Source organism: Pediococcus damnosus (genome assembly GCF_001437255.1).
Classification (GTDB): Bacteria; Bacillota; Bacilli; order Lactobacillales; family Lactobacillaceae; genus Pediococcus; species Pediococcus damnosus.
On the sequence record NZ_JQBD01000017.1, the window covers coordinates 1 to 16,566 of the forward strand.

15 protein-coding genes are annotated in these 16,566 nt (G+C 41.2%); all 15 read left to right on the plus strand.

Features of this window, described 5'->3' with window-relative positions; genetic code table 11:
• Positions 1-347 precede the first annotated feature (347 nt).
• Positions 348-761 carry an LbetaH domain-containing protein gene (locus IV84_RS03705; RefSeq protein WP_226996036.1) on the plus strand — a complete coding sequence of 138 codons (414 nt, stop codon included), beginning with the start codon at positions 348-350 and terminating at the stop codon, positions 759-761.
• Positions 762-905 carry an LbetaH domain-containing protein gene (locus tag IV84_RS11195; RefSeq protein ID WP_226996061.1) on the plus strand — a complete coding sequence of 48 codons (144 nt, stop codon included), beginning with the start codon at positions 762-764 and terminating at the stop codon, positions 903-905.
• 84 nt (positions 906-989) lie between these two features.
• Positions 990-1,409 carry a MerR family transcriptional regulator gene (locus IV84_RS03710; RefSeq protein WP_046871472.1) on the plus strand — a complete coding sequence of 140 codons (420 nt, stop codon included), beginning with the start codon at positions 990-992 and terminating at the stop codon, positions 1,407-1,409.
• Positions 1,410-1,497: 88 nt separating this feature from the next.
• On the plus strand, positions 1,498-3,084 hold the full coding sequence (locus IV84_RS03715) for a cation:proton antiporter (RefSeq protein WP_046871471.1): 1,587 nt from the start codon (positions 1,498-1,500) through the stop codon (positions 3,082-3,084).
• Between the two features lie 25 nt (positions 3,085-3,109).
• The gene (locus tag IV84_RS03720; RefSeq protein ID WP_046871470.1) at positions 3,110-3,715 is read left to right on the plus strand and encodes an NAD(P)H-binding protein; all 606 of its coding nucleotides are present in this window, start codon (positions 3,110-3,112) and stop codon (positions 3,713-3,715) included.
• A 31-nt stretch (positions 3,716-3,746) separates the two neighbouring features.
• Positions 3,747-4,121: a nuclear transport factor 2 family protein gene (locus IV84_RS03725; protein ID WP_056986125.1), complete on the plus strand. Its 375-nt coding sequence runs from the start codon at positions 3,747-3,749 to the stop codon at positions 4,119-4,121.
• 200 nt (positions 4,122-4,321) lie between these two features.
• Positions 4,322-5,809, plus strand: a complete 1,488-nt coding sequence (locus tag IV84_RS03730; protein WP_046871468.1) for an FAD-dependent oxidoreductase — start codon at positions 4,322-4,324, stop codon at positions 5,807-5,809.
• 445 nt (positions 5,810-6,254) lie between these two features.
• Entirely contained in the window at positions 6,255-7,184 is a 930-nt protein-coding gene (locus IV84_RS03735) for an aspartate carbamoyltransferase catalytic subunit (RefSeq protein ID WP_080945523.1), read from the plus strand.
• Positions 7,185-7,196: 12 nt separating this feature from the next.
• Positions 7,197-8,465: a dihydroorotase gene (locus IV84_RS03740; RefSeq protein ID WP_046871466.1), complete on the plus strand. Its 1,269-nt coding sequence runs from the start codon at positions 7,197-7,199 to the stop codon at positions 8,463-8,465.
• Between the two features lie 3 nt (positions 8,466-8,468).
• Positions 8,469-9,590, plus strand: coding sequence for a carbamoyl phosphate synthase small subunit (locus IV84_RS03745; RefSeq protein ID WP_056986126.1), 1,122 nt, complete (start codon positions 8,469-8,471; stop codon positions 9,588-9,590).
• Between the two features lie 161 nt (positions 9,591-9,751).
• Complete coding sequence (carB, locus tag IV84_RS03750) at positions 9,752-12,931, plus strand: carbamoyl-phosphate synthase large subunit (protein ID WP_046871464.1); 3,180 nt, start codon at positions 9,752-9,754, stop codon at positions 12,929-12,931.
• 20 nt (positions 12,932-12,951) lie between these two features.
• Complete coding sequence (gene pyrE / locus IV84_RS03755; RefSeq protein ID WP_046871463.1) at positions 12,952-13,560, plus strand: orotate phosphoribosyltransferase; 609 nt, start codon at positions 12,952-12,954, stop codon at positions 13,558-13,560.
• A gap of 165 nt (positions 13,561-13,725) precedes the next feature.
• Positions 13,726-14,310, plus strand: coding sequence for a nuclear transport factor 2 family protein (locus IV84_RS11120; protein ID WP_181407268.1), 585 nt, complete (start codon positions 13,726-13,728; stop codon positions 14,308-14,310).
• A 193-nt stretch (positions 14,311-14,503) separates the two neighbouring features.
• Complete coding sequence (locus IV84_RS03765) at positions 14,504-15,817, plus strand: MATE family efflux transporter (protein ID WP_056986129.1); 1,314 nt, start codon at positions 14,504-14,506, stop codon at positions 15,815-15,817.
• A gap of 89 nt (positions 15,818-15,906) precedes the next feature.
• Positions 15,907-16,530, plus strand: coding sequence for a flavin reductase family protein (locus tag IV84_RS03770; RefSeq protein ID WP_046871491.1), 624 nt, complete (start codon positions 15,907-15,909; stop codon positions 16,528-16,530).
• Positions 16,531-16,566: the final 36 nt, after the last annotated feature.

Below are 16,566 nucleotides of genomic sequence, written 5' to 3' on the forward strand. Positions count from 1 at the left end.
ACGCCTCCGAACTGGGGAAGTCGTTGTCTTTAAATACTTTGCATAAACATTGCCATAACAATTTTTGCGTTAAATATAATTAGTTTTAAAACTAGTAACCAGTCTGGAAGCAAATGGGCTCAGTAGTGTCGTTTATCTTAACGATTCATCGTTTAGATAAAGGTCGAGCTTAGAGATGTGAATTTCAGCTCTAAGTCGTGCCCACTACGTTCCGGCCCAAATTTGCTGGAAGACGGCATTTTAATCTAATTTTGTTACCATGAACGTTTTTGTATCAAGCAATTGGATGTGATTTTTTACTTTCAACCTTTAGTAACAGATTTAAAATTTTGAAAAGGGGCTTCATTATGAGTGTGTTTGAAGATTTAAAAAATGGCATGGCTTATGATATTCGGGATGCAAATTACCAAAAGGAAGTTCATGGTGAAATTGACCGTGCGGATCATCTGTGTTTTGAAATTAATCAAACTGATCCAGTCGAAAAAGAAAAATTACGCGATTTAGAAAATCAATTGTTAGCTAATCAAATAACCGATGGGACGTATTTTACACCACCATTCCATATTGATTGCGCAAATCGGGTAAATTTAGGGAAAAACGTTTATGCTAATCACAGTTTAACCATGATGTCACTTGGTACAATCACGATTGAAGATGGTGTGATGATGGGACCGGATGTTGGTCTTTATACTGTCAATCATGAACCTAAAAATATTCGGGTTGTTAAAACTGGTGAGATTCGGATTAAGAAGAATGCCTGAATTGGCGCAAAAGTCAGCATTTTGCCTGGGGTGACCATTGGTGAAAATGCCATTATTGGCACTGGTGCTGTGGTAACTAAAGATATTCCGGATAATTCGATTGCAGTTGGTGCACCTGCTAAAGTGATTAGAATTTTAGATTAGGACTTGTGTTAAAGTGCACTTTGAGGTTTAGAGTAGAGGCAATTCTTAAGTAAGCTGCAATTTTGAATATGAGGAGGCAAAAGAATGAATATTAAAGAAGCTAGTGAAAAAACGGGGGTTTCGTCGGCAACCATTAGATACTATGAAAAAGAATCTTTAATCCCCACGATTGATCGCAGTGAAGTTGGTAATCGAGAAATTGATGATCGCATTATTCGTCGGATTAATTTCGTGAAACAAATGCGAGCAGCCGGGATGAGCATTGAAAATTTACGGCGATATATTGAACTGTTTGACGATCAAGAAGATACGACCAAAGCTGAAATTAGTTTGTTGAAAGAACAAATGGCCGCAATGGAAGAAAAGCGGGACGACTTACAGGCAGCCATTGATCATTTACATTTTAAGTTGGATCATTTCTATGATCATGTGCAGTCTAGTGAAGAAGAGTTGCGAGCTCTTGAACGCGAGCACCAAGACAAGATTAAGCATGATAAAGATTAGGACGATCTTTTCTTCGGCGAAGATGAAAAATTGGTATACTAAGGATGAAATGAAGGACTAATTTGGTTATTGAAGGGGAGTTTTCATCATGTCTTTACTATTATCATCTTTTGTAATCCTGATTGCTGTGGCAGCCAGTGATATTATCGCGAAATCTGTTCCGCACATATCGAGTACTTATATTAATTTATTGATGGGAATTGTTTTAGGACTTATCCCCTTTACAAATCATTTAGTACTGGATTTTAATGACGAAATCTTTATGGCATTTATTATTGCACCACTATTGTTTTTTGAGGGGCAATCAACCCCAGCCTTACTAATTAAACGAAAAATTAAGAGTATTTTAGGAACCGCTGTGGGACTGGCAGCTGTTTCTGCGATCGTGATTGCGTTAGTTGTGCATCAAGTTTTTGCGTTGGCCATTCCCGTAGCTTTAATGATTACAGCAATTAGCACGCCAACGGATGCCACTGCATTTGATTCGGTAATTGAGGGACGTACGATTGACGAACGGATTAAAAAAAGCTTGAAATTGGAATCTTTATTTAATGATGCGACAGGAATTATATTGCTACAGGCGGCTTTCCTGTGGTTACAAACTGGTCAAGTTGCGTTTGGCAAGAATGTCTTATCATTTTTCTATTCCGCTGGTGGTGGGATTATTGTTGGTGCCATTTTAAGTTTGATCGTGATGGCATTCCGCCAGTTTTTGGTTCGATCTTCTGTAAATGTCATTTCTTCACAAACATTAATTTATCTGTTGACGCCGTTTTGTATTTACTTTATTGCCGAAGGAATTGGCGTATCAGGAATCATCGCTGTTGTCACTGCCGGATTGATTCATAATAGCGAAACAACTCGAAGTCGTTTTTCATCGCCACGACAAATGCACCTCGGCTTGGAGTTGGTAAATTTTGCCAACAACGTCTTAAACAGTTTTGTATTTGTTGTTTTGGGACTTAGTTTGGAACGAATTGTGATGGAACAGCGACAGAGTATGGAAAACTCGATGAGATGGCTTGGAATTGGTGTTTTGGTCTACGTTGGCTTACTAGCAGCGCGTTATGTGTATGGACGTTTCTTTATCACTGATCGAACTAATCGAAGTGCTTGTTTATTTGCGCTCGGTGGTGTTCATGGAACGGTCACCCTAGCAATGACATTTTCAGTTTTAAGTAATGGTGTTTCGCAAGCCCTTTTTAACGAGGTTGTGTTGATTGAAACTGTGGTGATTATTTTAAGTATGTTGGTACCCACCCTTATTTTTAAAGCAATTTTACCAATTGATGCAGATGCTTTGAATAAAAGCGATCAGTTGAAAATTCTGCGAAATGAAATGGTCATTGTAGGAATTCAGCATGTGAAAACCATGAACTTGAGTGAAAAGGTTTGTGAAGTTGTTATTTATGATTTACGGGATCAAGTTCAAAAAAATACGATGAAGGCATTTTTCCGACAATGGCAATCGGTTACTACGGACAAGGCGACTTTAACAAGTATTCAAAGTGTTGATCAGCGGCGCGCATTAATGCAGGCATTTGATGCGGAGCGAGCTTTTCTATATGATCTGGCAAAGAATCATATGGTGAATTCTGAATATATTTATGATATTTTTAGTGAAATTTTGTTATCAGAATCGTTGGTATTAGATCCACAGAATCAAGTTATTTAATTAAAAAATTTAAGGAGAAAAAATAATGGCAAATATTTTAATTATTGGTGCAACTGGTTCAGTTGGTAGTGTGACGCGGAATTATTTTTTGGAGAATACAACGGATCAGCTAACTTTAATGGCTCGCAACACGAGTCGATTAGGTAAATTGAATGAACAACGGGAGAAAGCAGTGACTGGCAGTGTAACCAATACAGCGACTTTAATGGCGGCTTTAAAAGGGCAAGATGCTGTATTTGCAGCTTTAAGTGGTAATCTAGGCTCAATGGCCACTTCATTGGTCAATGCAATGGATCATTCAGATGTGAAACGCTTGTTGTTTATTACATCGATGGGGATTTATAATGAAATTCCCGAGTCAGTTGGGGCAAGTGGTAATCTGGCTTCTAATCCGGTCTTACAAAACTATCGCGATGCAGCAGATGTGATTGAGGCTTCTGATCTAAATTACACAGTCATTCGCCCAGGGTGGTTTGACAATGGCAATGATACTGATTATCAAGTGACTAAGAAGGGTGAACCTTTTGGTGGTCATAATGTTTCAAGGGCAAGTATCGCTGATTTAGTTGTCCGGTTGGCGCATGATCCAAAATTAGGTTCCCGTGATAGTTTGGGAATTAATCGAAAATAAACGTTTTAATTTAAGAAAAAAGGGACTAAAGATGAACGAACAAGATAAAAAGTTAATCACACAACTTTACCGTGACCATAATCGATATATGGTGGCTGGTGATACTAAGAAACTTGGAGCGCTGTTGGCCGATAATTTCCATTTAGTTCATATGACCGGGATGGTGCAAACTAAGGCAGAATGGTTAGGCCAAATTGACAGCAAACAAATGAACTATTTTTCTTCAACTGAAGAATATGTCGAAATTAAAGAAGAAAGGGGCAATAAGGCAACGTTAATTGGCCAAAGCCAGGTCGATGCCAGTATTCATGGCAGTCGAAATACGTGGCCATTACAATTGAACTTGCATGTGGAAAAATTAGCTGACGGTTGGAAAATTATGAACATTGATGCTGAAATGTATTGAATAAAATAAATAGCGAACAATATAAATTCTATCAAAGGGAATCTTTGATGGATTTTTTTATCAAAAAAATTCGAGTGCTTAGACCTAATCTAGCAGTGTTTGAATCAAAAGGATTAGAACAATTTAATTTAAAGTATGCTGTTAGGAGTACACTAGTACCGATCGACAAACAAACTTTTATAAAAGGGAGATCTTTGGACATGAAAGCAGATGTAGTGATTGTCGGAGCCGGAGCGGCAGGAATTGGTGCTGGAATTACTTTGGCTGAAGCGGGTAAGCAAGTTATCTTACTTGAAAAAGGTGACAAATTCGGGGGTGCAGGAATGTTTGGTGCTCAGGGTTTGTTTGCGGTTGAAAGCAGTCAGCAAAAAGCAGTAGGTAGTTCTTTTACTTTAAAACAAGCATACCAAGAACTTATCGGTTACACCCATTACCGTTCCAACACAGCATTGACGAAAGCAATTTTGTCCAAATCGGCCTCCACAATTGATTGGCTCAGTGACCATGGTTTAAAAACAGAATTAGTTAAAAATACCCAAGAGGTCCACCAAGACCATCCCAAGGTTTATCATCAATATATTGATAAATTTGCGGGCTTTGACCGTTTAATGGCCAGTTTCAAAGCTCACGGTGGACAGCTACTTTTACAAACTGCCGGCGTGGAAATTATTCGTGAACAGGATCAGATTGCCGGTATTAAAGTTGTCCAAAACAAGCACGAATTTATGATTACATGTTCAGCAGTGATTGTTGCCGATGGCGGATTTATTGGTAATCATGAGTTAGTGAATAAACATTTGACGATTAACCCAGAAAATCTTTACAGCATGGGCGAACGGAAAGCGACTGGCGATGGTATTAAAATGTTGGCTCAGTTAGGTGCAGATACGCGTCATCTTGGCGTGTTTGAAAATCATGCCGCTTCAGTAATTTCGCCACATGATTCTAAATGGCATAATTCAACCATTTTCACATTGACTAATTTGCCATTCTTGTGGATTGATCAGAGTGGCAAACGGTTTGTGGATGAAAGCGTGTGTTATGATTTTGCGCTTTGGGGTAATATCACCTATACGATCGGGGGAGCTTACTACTTTATTTTGGATCAAGCACTGGTTGATGAATTGTCCGATCAAGCATTAGAGTGGACAGATTCGTTTGAACGGACTTTTGTAAGTTTGGCACACAAACCAATGACTCATAAAGTCGGGCCATTTCCACAAATTGATGTCGATTTAGAAGAAGCAATTGCAAAAGGCGCAGGTTTCAAAGCTGAAGATTTAGCTGAATTAGCTACTAAGTTACATATGTCGCAAAAAATTCTTATGCAAACTGTTGATCGTTATAATACCCAGATTGAACAAAAAGAGGATTTCGATTTTTATAAACCTACCAAGTTCATGCGTTTTTCTGTCAAACAGGGACCGTTTTACGCAATTAAGGCGCGTTCCACTTCGTTAGGAACAATTGGCGGTATTGAAACCAATGACCAGATGGATGTTTTGAAAGCTGATAAAAAGCCAGTTAAAGGGACTTTTGTGGCTGGTAACAATGCTAGTGGCATGTACGACACTTCTTATCCAACCTTAGAAGGAATTAGTTGTGCGTTTGCTTGGAATTCTGGGCGGATTGCCGGCGAATCAGCAATTAAATTGTTGAACGAAGGCTCTGAAAGTTATTATGGTTAAACGTTATTTAGCTATTGACTTAACCTGGTCGGACGTCCATACTAACCAGTAACAGAAATGATCTTTAATTTAGTCCCGTGAGGCTAAGAATGATCTCGGTAAAAAGTATGAGGAGGTCTCTTAGCCAAAACGGTTGAGAGATCTTTTGTTTGTACTGTAAACGTGCTTAAAAAGGCAACTTCTTCCGCTTAGCTACAATAACCAAAAGATTCTCAACCCGAATCATTTGGTTATTTAGGCTAATGCTCGGAAGTCAAACGCCTTTTTAAGACACTCTAACTAAATATAAAGTAGCTGAACCATTTAATTGTTTCCTGAGAGAGCAAAACGGTGCAGTAAGGTCTTTGCAGAATCACGCAAAGAGTCTACCCGCAAACTAAGTGCACTTGATTGATCAGAAAACGATTAATCAAGTGCTTTTTTTGTACAAGAAAGGATGGTAAAAATGACACTCACAAATCTAACTCAAGCCAATTTAGTCACGATTGATCAAATTAATTCAGCAGATGCTCTCGCTTTAATTAAAGAGGCCCAGGAATTTAAAGCCGGTAAACAAGTTGTTTTGAAACGACCAGCGTATGCGATAAATTTATTTTTTGAAAACTCTACCCGAACGAAAACTAGTTTTCAAATGGCGGAAATGAAATTAGGGATGCAAGTTTTAAACTTTGATGTTTCAACCAGCTCAGTAAAAAAAGGCGAGTCCTTGTATGACACCCTAAAAACGGTTGAGTCAATTGGCGTTAACATCGCGGTAGTTCGCCATCCTCAAACTGATTACTATCAAGATTTGCTTGATTCGCATAACTTAAAATTGGGATTGGTCAATGCCGGCGATGGCTCCGGTCAGCATCCTTCCCAATGCCTGCTTGATATGATGACCGTTTATGAACAGTTCAAGCAATTTAAAGGTTTGAAGGTTTTGATTGTTGGCGATATTCGTCATTCACGAGTGGCACGCTCAAATGCCGAAATGTTGTGGCGGTTGGGTGCCAAAGTTTACTTTGCGGGTCCAAAAGCTTGGGCCGATTCCCAGCTTGAAAAATATGGTCAAACTGGCAACTTGGAACAATTACTTCCCGAAATGGACGTGATTAACTTGTTGCGCGTGCAACACGAACGGATTAGCGGGGATGCCAATGCCAGCTTTAGTGCTGAAAGTTATCGCCAACAATTTGGTTTAACTGATGAGCGCGCACAACAGTTAAAACCAAACGCCATTATTTTACATCCAGGTCCTGTTAATCGGGGTGTAGAAATCGACGATGACTTGGTTGAAAGCAAGCATTCCCGAATTTTTGCACAGATGGAAAACGGCGTGTTTGCGCGAATGGCGATCTTGAGTCGTATCCTGCGCTACCAAAAATTTTTGTAGGAGGTTTCACGAATGTCAATACTACTTAAAAACGGACAAGGTTATGTAGACCAAAAATTGACCAAGTTAAATATCTTAATTGAAAATCAACACATCACAGATTTAAACAGTTCAGTTACCTCGGCTGACCAAGTGATTGATTTACAACAAGCGCTAGTAACTCCGGGCCTAATTGATGTCCATGTGCATCTGCGTGAACCGGGGTTTACCAATAAAGAAACTATCAAAACGGGTAGTGCTGCGGCCGCGCACGGCGGATTCACCACGATTGGGGCCATGGCCAATTTGAACCCCACGCCAGATACTCCGAAACGGTTTACCAACCAACTGGACTTAAATACGAAAGGTTCTGTGAAAATCAAACAGTATGCGCCGGTAACTCGTGATCGAAAAGGAGCCGCAGTAGTCGACTTTAAAGCTTTAAAGTCTGTCGGAGCGTTTGCGTTTAGTGATGATGGGGCCGGCGTTGCAGACAGCCAAGTTATGTTCACGGCGATGCAAAAAATGGCAGATTTAAACATGCCTCTTTGTGATCATGCGCAAGATATGCAACTGACCCAGGGTGGGGTAATCAATGCTGGATCTGCCGCTCAACGTTTAGCGGTTCCAGGTGTGAATAAGGTGAGCGAAACGGCCCAAATTGCCCGCAATCTAGTGTTGGCCCAAACAACGGGTGTGCATTACCATGTTTGCCACGTTTCCACGAAAGAAAGTATTGAGCTCATTCGAATTGCAAAAAAATCGGGTGTCAAGGTGACTTGTGAAGTTACACCGCATCACTTGCTATTGGATGACACGATGATTGCGCAAGATGACGCCCAATTAAAAATGAATCCCCCGTTGCGCAGTGCTGAAGATCGGATGGCATGTGTCGCTGGCCTGATGGATGGCACAATTGATCTGATTGCAACGGATCATGCGCCACACACGGATCAGGAAAAACAACAGGGATTCCTGAAATCGCCAAATGGCATTGTCGGCTCGGAAACAGCCTTTGCCTTGCTGTATACCAAATTTGTAAAAACCGGCATTTGGTCATTAAACAACTTAATTGGATGGATGAGTATCGCGCCAAAAAGAGTTTTTCAATTGACCAATGTGGGGCAATTAAAACAAGGTGATTTAGCAGACATTGCGGTCTTTGATTTAAACCACAGTGAAAAAATTGATGCTGCTAAATTTTTATCAAAAGGGCATAATTCGCCGTTTATCGGTCAACAGGTGTTTGGCAAGACGATTTTAACACTGGTTGATGGTCAAATTGTCTATCGGAGGGGTTAACACATGGCAAAAAGATATTTAGTTTTAGAGGATGGCAGCACGTATGAAGGAACGGCGTTCGGTGCTGAGGACACCGGGGTTGGTGAATTAGTTTTTAATACCGGCATGACCGGCTATCAAGAATCTATTACCGATCAATCATACAACGGCGAAATTTTAATGTTTACATATCCGCTGATTGGCAATTATGGAATTACTTTTGACGACAATGAATCGGTCACGCCTACTACGGCCGGTGTCGTTGTCCATGAAGTAGCCCGACTGGCCAGTAACTGGCGCAATCAAATGAGCTTAGATGAATTCTTGAAACAGCACCACATTCCCGGGATTTCCGGATTAGATACCCGCGCCATTACCAAAAAAATTCGAGCCCACGGGACCATGAAATCTGTCCTCGTGAATTCGATAGCTGATGCCGAAGCAATTTTGGCACAAGGAATGAAACCGGCGCCGAAGGATCTAGTTTTAAAAAGTACCACAAAAAATGGCTATCCGAATCCCAACACCGGTAAACGAATTGTGGTGGTTGATTTTGGCTTAAAACATAGTATTTTACGCGAACTAGCAAAGCGTAACTGTAATGTTGTGGTGATGCCGGCGACGGCCACCGCGGCCCAAATTTTGAATTATAAACCAGACGGCGTGCTCTTAAGCAATGGACCCGGAGATCCAAAAGATGTGCAGGGAGCCGCGACGATGATTCGGACGGTTGAGCGGACCGTTCCCTTGTTTGGCATCTGTCTGGGCCATCAATTATTTGCCCTCGCAAACGGAGCCGACACTTTTAAAATGAAGTTTGGCCATCGCGGCTTTAATCATCCAGTGCGCGAAATTGCCACGAATCGGATTGACTTCACCGCGCAAAATCACGGCTATGCGGTGGCAGCTGATTCGGTCGCAAACACCGACTTACTGGTGACGCATGAAGAAATTAATGACCAAACCATTGAGGGACTGCGGCATAAAAAGTATCCAGCCTTCTCAGTTCAGTTTCATCCGGACGCGGCGCCGGGTCCCCATGATGCGAGTCATTTATTTGATGAGTTTTTAGAATCCATTACCAGTTATCAACGAGAGCCAGTCCGACTTAGCGCTTTAGCGGTTAGCTCGGATGGACATCCGTAATGAGAATAAAATTTTGCGAAGGCAAAATAGCCATTAATTACGAAAAGGAGCCAGTCCGACTTAGCGCTTTAGCGGTTAGCTCGGATGGACATCCGTAGTGAGAATAAGATTTTGCGAAAGCAAAATAGCCATTAAGAATTGAAAAGGAGGGACTGATCAGCATGCCTAAACGTCAAGATATTCATAAAATATTAGTCATCGGATCTGGGCCGATCATCATTAGCCAAGCGGCTGAGTTTGATTATTCCGGGACCCAAGCTTGTTTAGCGCTTAAAGAAGAGGGTTATGAAGTTATTTTGGTTAATTCGAATCCGGCCACAATCATGACGGATCCTGAAATTGCCGATCGGGTTTACGTGGAGCCTTTAACCCTGGAATTTGTGAGTGAAGTGATTCGGAAAGAACGTCCCGATGCGATTTTACCCACAGTTGGTGGACAGACCGGCCTGAACATGGCGAAACAGTTGGATGAAGCCGGTGTTTTAAAAGCCTTCAAGATTGAATTGTTGGGAACCAGTTTGAAGTCCATTAACCAAGCCGAAGATCGCGAACAATTTAAAGAACTCATGGCCAAGCTTGGGGAACCGGTGCCAGAATCCAAGACTGTAACCACGGTTGAAGAAGCACAGGTTTTTACGAAAACGATTGGCTTTCCCGTCATCATTCGCCCGGCCTATACGTTGGGCGGCACTGGAGGTGGCATCGCGTATAATGCGGACCAACTGACTGATATTGCGGAAAACGGGTTGGACTTATCGCCCATCACCCAAGTTTTAATTGAACGAAGTATTGCCGGTTATAAAGAAATTGAGTTTGAGGTGATGCGCGATCACAATGATAATACGATGGTCGTTTGTTCAATGGAAAACTTTGATCCGGTGGGCATTCATACAGGGGATTCAATTGTCTATGCCCCTGTCCAAACGCTCTCGGATCGTGAATATCAAATGTTAAGAGATGTGTCGTTGCGGTTAATCTCGGCTTTGAAAATTGAGGGTGGCTGTAATGTCCAATTGGCCTTGGATCCGAACAGTTTTCACTATGACATTATTGAAGTGAATCCCCGGGTGAGTCGGTCTTCAGCGCTGGCTTCAAAGGCAACTGGTTATCCAATCGCCAAATTAGCGGCTAAAATTGCGGTGGGGTTAACCCTAGATGAAATTAAGAATCCAATTACGCAAACCACTTATGCGGCTTTTGAACCCGCTTTGGACTATGTGGTCTGCAAGATTCCGCGTTGGCCATTTGATAAGTTTAATCACGCTGATCGTTTGTTGGGAACTCAGATGAAAGCGACTGGCGAAGTGATGGCGATTGGCCGTAACATTGAAGAGGCCACGCAAAAGGCGGTTCGGTCATTAGAAATCGGAACCCATTCGTTAAGTTTACCGGAATTAAAGACAGTGTCGGATCAGGAATTAACGGATCGGTTAGTGCATGCGCGTGACGATCGTTTGTTTTGCATTTTTGAAGCCTTAAAACGGGGATGGACGCCCGGAGAGATCCATGAATTTACAAAGATTGATTATTTTTACTTAGATAAACTGGTTCACATTCTTGAAATTAAAACTCAGTTGCAACAAAAGCCTAATGATCTGGCAACTCTGAAACTCGCCAAGGAAAATGGGTACACGGATGAAGAAATTGGGACATTTTGGCAAAAAACGGCCGATGAGATCCGTGCACAACGAAAAACGAATCAGATCTGGCCGGTTTACAAAATGGTCGACACTTGTGCAGCCGAGTTTGAATCGCAAACACCGTATTTTTATAGCACTTACGAAACTGAAAATGAAAGTTTAAAAGATGATAAACCGTCCGTATTGGTCCTTGGCGCTGGACCGATTCGAATTGGACAGGGCATTGAGTTTGATTATGCCACCGTTCACTGTGTCCAAACCTTAAAAGAAGCTGGTTATGAAGCAATTATTATGAATAACAATCCAGAAACAGTCTCAACTGATTTCTCAATTTCTGACAAACTATATTTTGAGCCGCTCACTTTAGAAGATGTATTAAATGTGATTGACCTGGAACAGCCAGTTGGCGTGATTGTCCAGTTTGGTGGACAAACAGCGATTAACCTGGCGGAACCTTTGGCAAAACACGGCGTTAAAATATTAGGCACGGCAGTTAAGGATGTCAATCGGGCAGAAGATCGGGATGAGTTTGATCAAATTATTCAAACTTTAAAAATTCCGCAACCATATGGAGCCACGGCAACCACGAACGAAGAAGCCTTAACCGTGGGCGCTAAAGTAGGGTATCCGATGTTGGTTCGTCCGAGTTATGTGCTCGGGGGCCGCGCCATGGAAATCGTCCATAACATGCAAGAATTGAAACATTATATGCAGGCGGCCATTAAAGTTTCGCATGATCATCCCGTCTTGCTTGATCGGTACGTAACAGGCAGAGAATGTGAAGTGGATGCAATTTGTGACGGGGAAACGGTTGTGATTCCAGGAATTATGGAACATATTGAACGGGCTGGAATTCATTCCGGCGATTCAATGGCTGTGTACCCACCGCAAACATTTTCGCAATCCGTCAAAGATCAAATTGAAAGTGAAACTATCAAATTGGCACATGCGCTTAAATGTTATGGTCTGATGAATGTTCAATTCGTTATTCACAATGAGGAAGCTTACGTAATTGAGGTTAATCCGCGTGCGAGCCGCACTGTTCCATTTTTGAGTAAAACGACCAAGATTCCCATGACACAGTTGGCTACGCAAGTGATTATGGGTGAAAAATTGGCCGATTTAGGCTATCAAAATGGCCTGCAACCAGAGTCGAAACTCGTTCATGTGAAAGCGCCAATTTTTTCCTTTAGCAAGTTGAATGATGTGGACAGTTTACTGGGACCTGAGATGAAGTCCACGGGTGAAGTGATGGGAACGGATCAAACGTTTGCCAAAGCGCTCTACAAAGCGTTTGAAGGCAGCGGTTTGCATTTACCTGCTCATGGCAATATTTTGATGACGGTGAGTGATGACGAAAAGCCAGAGGCCGCTAAATTGGCGAAACAATTATCGCAACTTGGGTTTAATCTTTACGCCACGGGCGGGACGGCAAATTATTTGCAGGAACATGGTATTTTTGTTGAACAGAAGGTCAGCAAATTAAGTGATGATGCCTGTGAAATTACGAGCTTGATTGATAATCAAACCATTCAGTTGGTTGTCAATACCATTGATGATAACTCAAGTTCAGTTAATGATGGGGCGAAGATTCGAGCATTGGCGATCAGTCATGGCATCTTAGTCTTTACCTCATTGGATACGCTATCAGCAGTCGTAACCATGTTAATGAGTCAGGCGTATGAAGTTACCGCAATTTAAATTAAATGGAGGAATTATCTATGACAATCGCACAAGAAGTTGCCCAATCTTTGCTTAAAATTAAGGCTGTTTCGTTCAGACCCAATGATCCGTTTACCTGGGCGAGCGGGATGAAAAGTCCCATCTACTGTGATAATCGTTTAACCATTTCGTATCCAGAAGTACGCAAGCTGATTTGTGATGGCTTAGTTCAATTGATTCAAAAGAATTATCCAGATGCCGAAGTGATTGCCGGAACGGCCACCGCTGGGATCCCACATGCCGCATGGGTCGCAGAGAAACTGAATTTACCTCTCATCTATGTACGTTCCAAACCCAAGGATCATGGGCAAGGTAAACAAGTAGAAGGTGTGTTGAAACCAAATCAAAAAGTCGTTGTAATTGATGATTTAATTTCAACGGGGCAAAGTGTTTTGGGGGCCGTTAAGGCTGTGCAAAAAGCGGATGCCGAAGTTGTAGGTGTGGCAGGAATTTTTAGTTATCAACTAGCCAGTGCCACTCAAAATTTTGCTGAAGCAAAAATCAATTTTGAAACGGTCACTAATTATTCCATTTTGATTGAAGAAGCTAAAAAACAGAATTATGTGACAGATGAAGAATTAGTCGTTTTGAAGGCTTGGCGTGGATAATTAAATTAAGTAATTGACAAGAAAAAAAGTTCTCTTCAGAGTGAGACAAATTGAAACTAAATGTTGCATAATTTGCTTTCATTTGAGCTTGACAGCTAATATACTGTAGATGTTTCAAATCAATACCAATTATTTAAATGCGCTAAATTAGGAGGTTTTATAATAATGAACGATTATGCTGAAATTAATCAATTAGTTTCTAGGGAACGCTTGTATCGGCAACGTCATGCGGATGAATTAGCTGATTGTTATTATCCTGATGCTACAGTTGCCACGAGTTGGCAGGCGGGGAGTTTAGACAGCTTTTTACATGGAGAGCCAGCCGAAGTTGATCCCAGATTTACAATTTTTGGCAGTATCAGTTCACCGGTCATTCATCAAAATGGTAAGCGGGCATTTGTAGAACTACCGACTGAAACCCATATGCGAATGATGGTTCACGGTGTTTTGACAGAAATTGAATCGTATCGGCGCCTGATCTACCGGGTCGAGAAACGTGATCAAGATTGGAAAATTGCCAGTATGATTTCTATTAATGAAAGTGATAATTTATATCCGGTCATTCCTGGAACTAGTTTGAAAATTGATCCAAAAGACTTAGAAGGATTACGGCCATCATATCAATTTCTGTCCTACGTTCGAAAAGCAGCTGGTGGTGAAATTAGCTCAGATTTGTTGGGAACAGACCGTCCAAAAGAAGTCGATAAGATTTATGGTGAAGCTCAAAATTGGGTAGATCATAAGGAGTAGCTGAATGAATTTCGGTTTAATCATGATAAAAAATCGTTTCCAAAAATAATGGACAAAGTTATAAATCGGTAGTAGAGTGAACGTAGAAAATTGTGTTAATGAAAAGGGTATCAATAAGCCCCAGACAGAGCAACCGAATTCAGGTTGTTTTTGTCTGGGGTATTTTTTTTGGAAAGAAGCATTAATCATGGATATGGATGAATTATTTGCGCACGCACCGGTTCCCAAAGTGTATATGAAATTGGCTTTACCAGTTGTTTTGGGGATGGTTACGAGTATGGTCTACAATTTGGTGGACACGTTTTTTGTTGCGAAAACAGGTAATGCTAATTTAGTTGCTGGGATTGCCTTAGGAACACCGTTGTTTTCATTTATGTTGGCAATTGGTGATATTTTTGGACTGGGTGGAAGTGCCGTCATTTCTCGTCTATTAGGTAAGAAAAGGCATGATGAAAGTGCGCATCTTAGTAGTTTTTGCTTTTATGTTTCAATTGCGGTTAGTTTAATTTTATCGGTCTTAATGTTAGTGTTTGAACGACCAATTTTAGGAGTGATGGGCGTTACCGCGGCGACGTATCCGTATGCGGCCGATTTTTATTGCATGTTGGCAATTGGCGCTGTCTTTATCATTGTGTCTTTGGTTTCAGGCAATATTATTCGGACGGAAGGATTGGCTACCAAGTCGATGATTGCGACCGTTTCGGGAACCATTCTTACAATTATTTTAGATCCGATTTTTCTTTTTGGATTGCACTGGGGTGCTTTGGGCGTTGGTTTGGCAAATGTGATTGGATACATGTTAAACACTTCTTTGCTAGTTTATTTTATGATTAAGGATTCTCATGTGCTGTCGTTATCTTTTAACAAAATACAAATTTCGAAAGCAGACCGACGCGCGGTTTTGAGCATTGGAATTCCAGCGTCGTTGACAAATTTTATGCAAAGTTTTGGGGTCATGTTGTTAAATAATTATTTGGCACCATATGGGGCAACAGCGATCGCGGCTATGGGAATTGTCTTAAAAATATATATGGTCGTTATGTTGATTATGGTGGGATTTGCCTTTGGTGCTCAACCCCTGATTGGCTATAATTATGGTTCTGGTGATAAACGGCGTTTTAAGGAAATTGTGAGATTTGATTTTTTGGTCGAGGTTGTTTATGCATTAATTTGTGCGGTTATCCTGATGGTTTTTGCTCCCCAATTAATGGCTTTGTTCATGCATAACGCGGCGATTATTTCGATGGGCACAATCATGTTACGGTTATTATTAATCACTGCGCCCTTTATTGGGGCAATTCTCGTATTTACCACGATTTTTCAGTCAGCTGGCAAAGCGTTAGGGGACTTAATTATGTCAATTTCACGTCAAGGTGTGATTTTTGCGATCGCGATTATTATTTTGTCAGCCATGTTTGGTTTTACAGGGGTGATTATTGCCCAACCCGTTGCAGATATTTTAACTTTCTTAATTGGATTTTGGCTATATAAACAACTATTGGTTTAAGTAGTTGAAAACTCTAAAGTAATAGTAGTTGCTAAGCGAGAACCAAATAGGGTAAAATTACTTACATAAAATAAGGAGTGTGGCCGATGATGATAGCAATCAATAGTCAGGATCTATCCGCTAAAGACGCCTATAAACTGATCAGTGGCACTGTAATTCCGCGGCCGATTGCCTGGATTACCACGTACAATCGGAAAAAAGATGTTGTCAATTTAGCCCCATTTAGTTTCTTTAGTGGGGTGGCCGGTAAGGCGCCGTTAGTGTCGGTCTCAGTTCTTCGTAAAGATAATGGGCAAATGAAAGACACGGCACGCAATTTACTTGATACCAAAGAAGGCGTTGTCCACGTGGTTTCTGAAGGGCTTGTGCATCAAATGAATCAAACGGCCGCTAGTCTGGATGCTGACGAGACTGAACTGGCTAATACCAATCTTGAAATCGTGGCCAGTAAATTTGTGGCGGTTCCTGGATTGCAGGTGGCCAAAGTGCGTTTTGAAGTGCAAGTTTATCAATATGTGCCAATTAAAGATGAACATGGCCAAATTATTACCGATATGTTTATTTTAAAAGTGGTTGAAATGTATTTTGATGAAACGGTTTTAAACCAGGATAATCATTATATTGATGCGAAAGCTTTAAAACCGGTAGCCAGGTTAGCCGGCCCGCAATACGCCAACCTTGGCGAAACTTATCGAATTATGCGGCCAAAATAATTAAAGTGAGCTGATTTAGAAAAGTGCTTTCAAAGT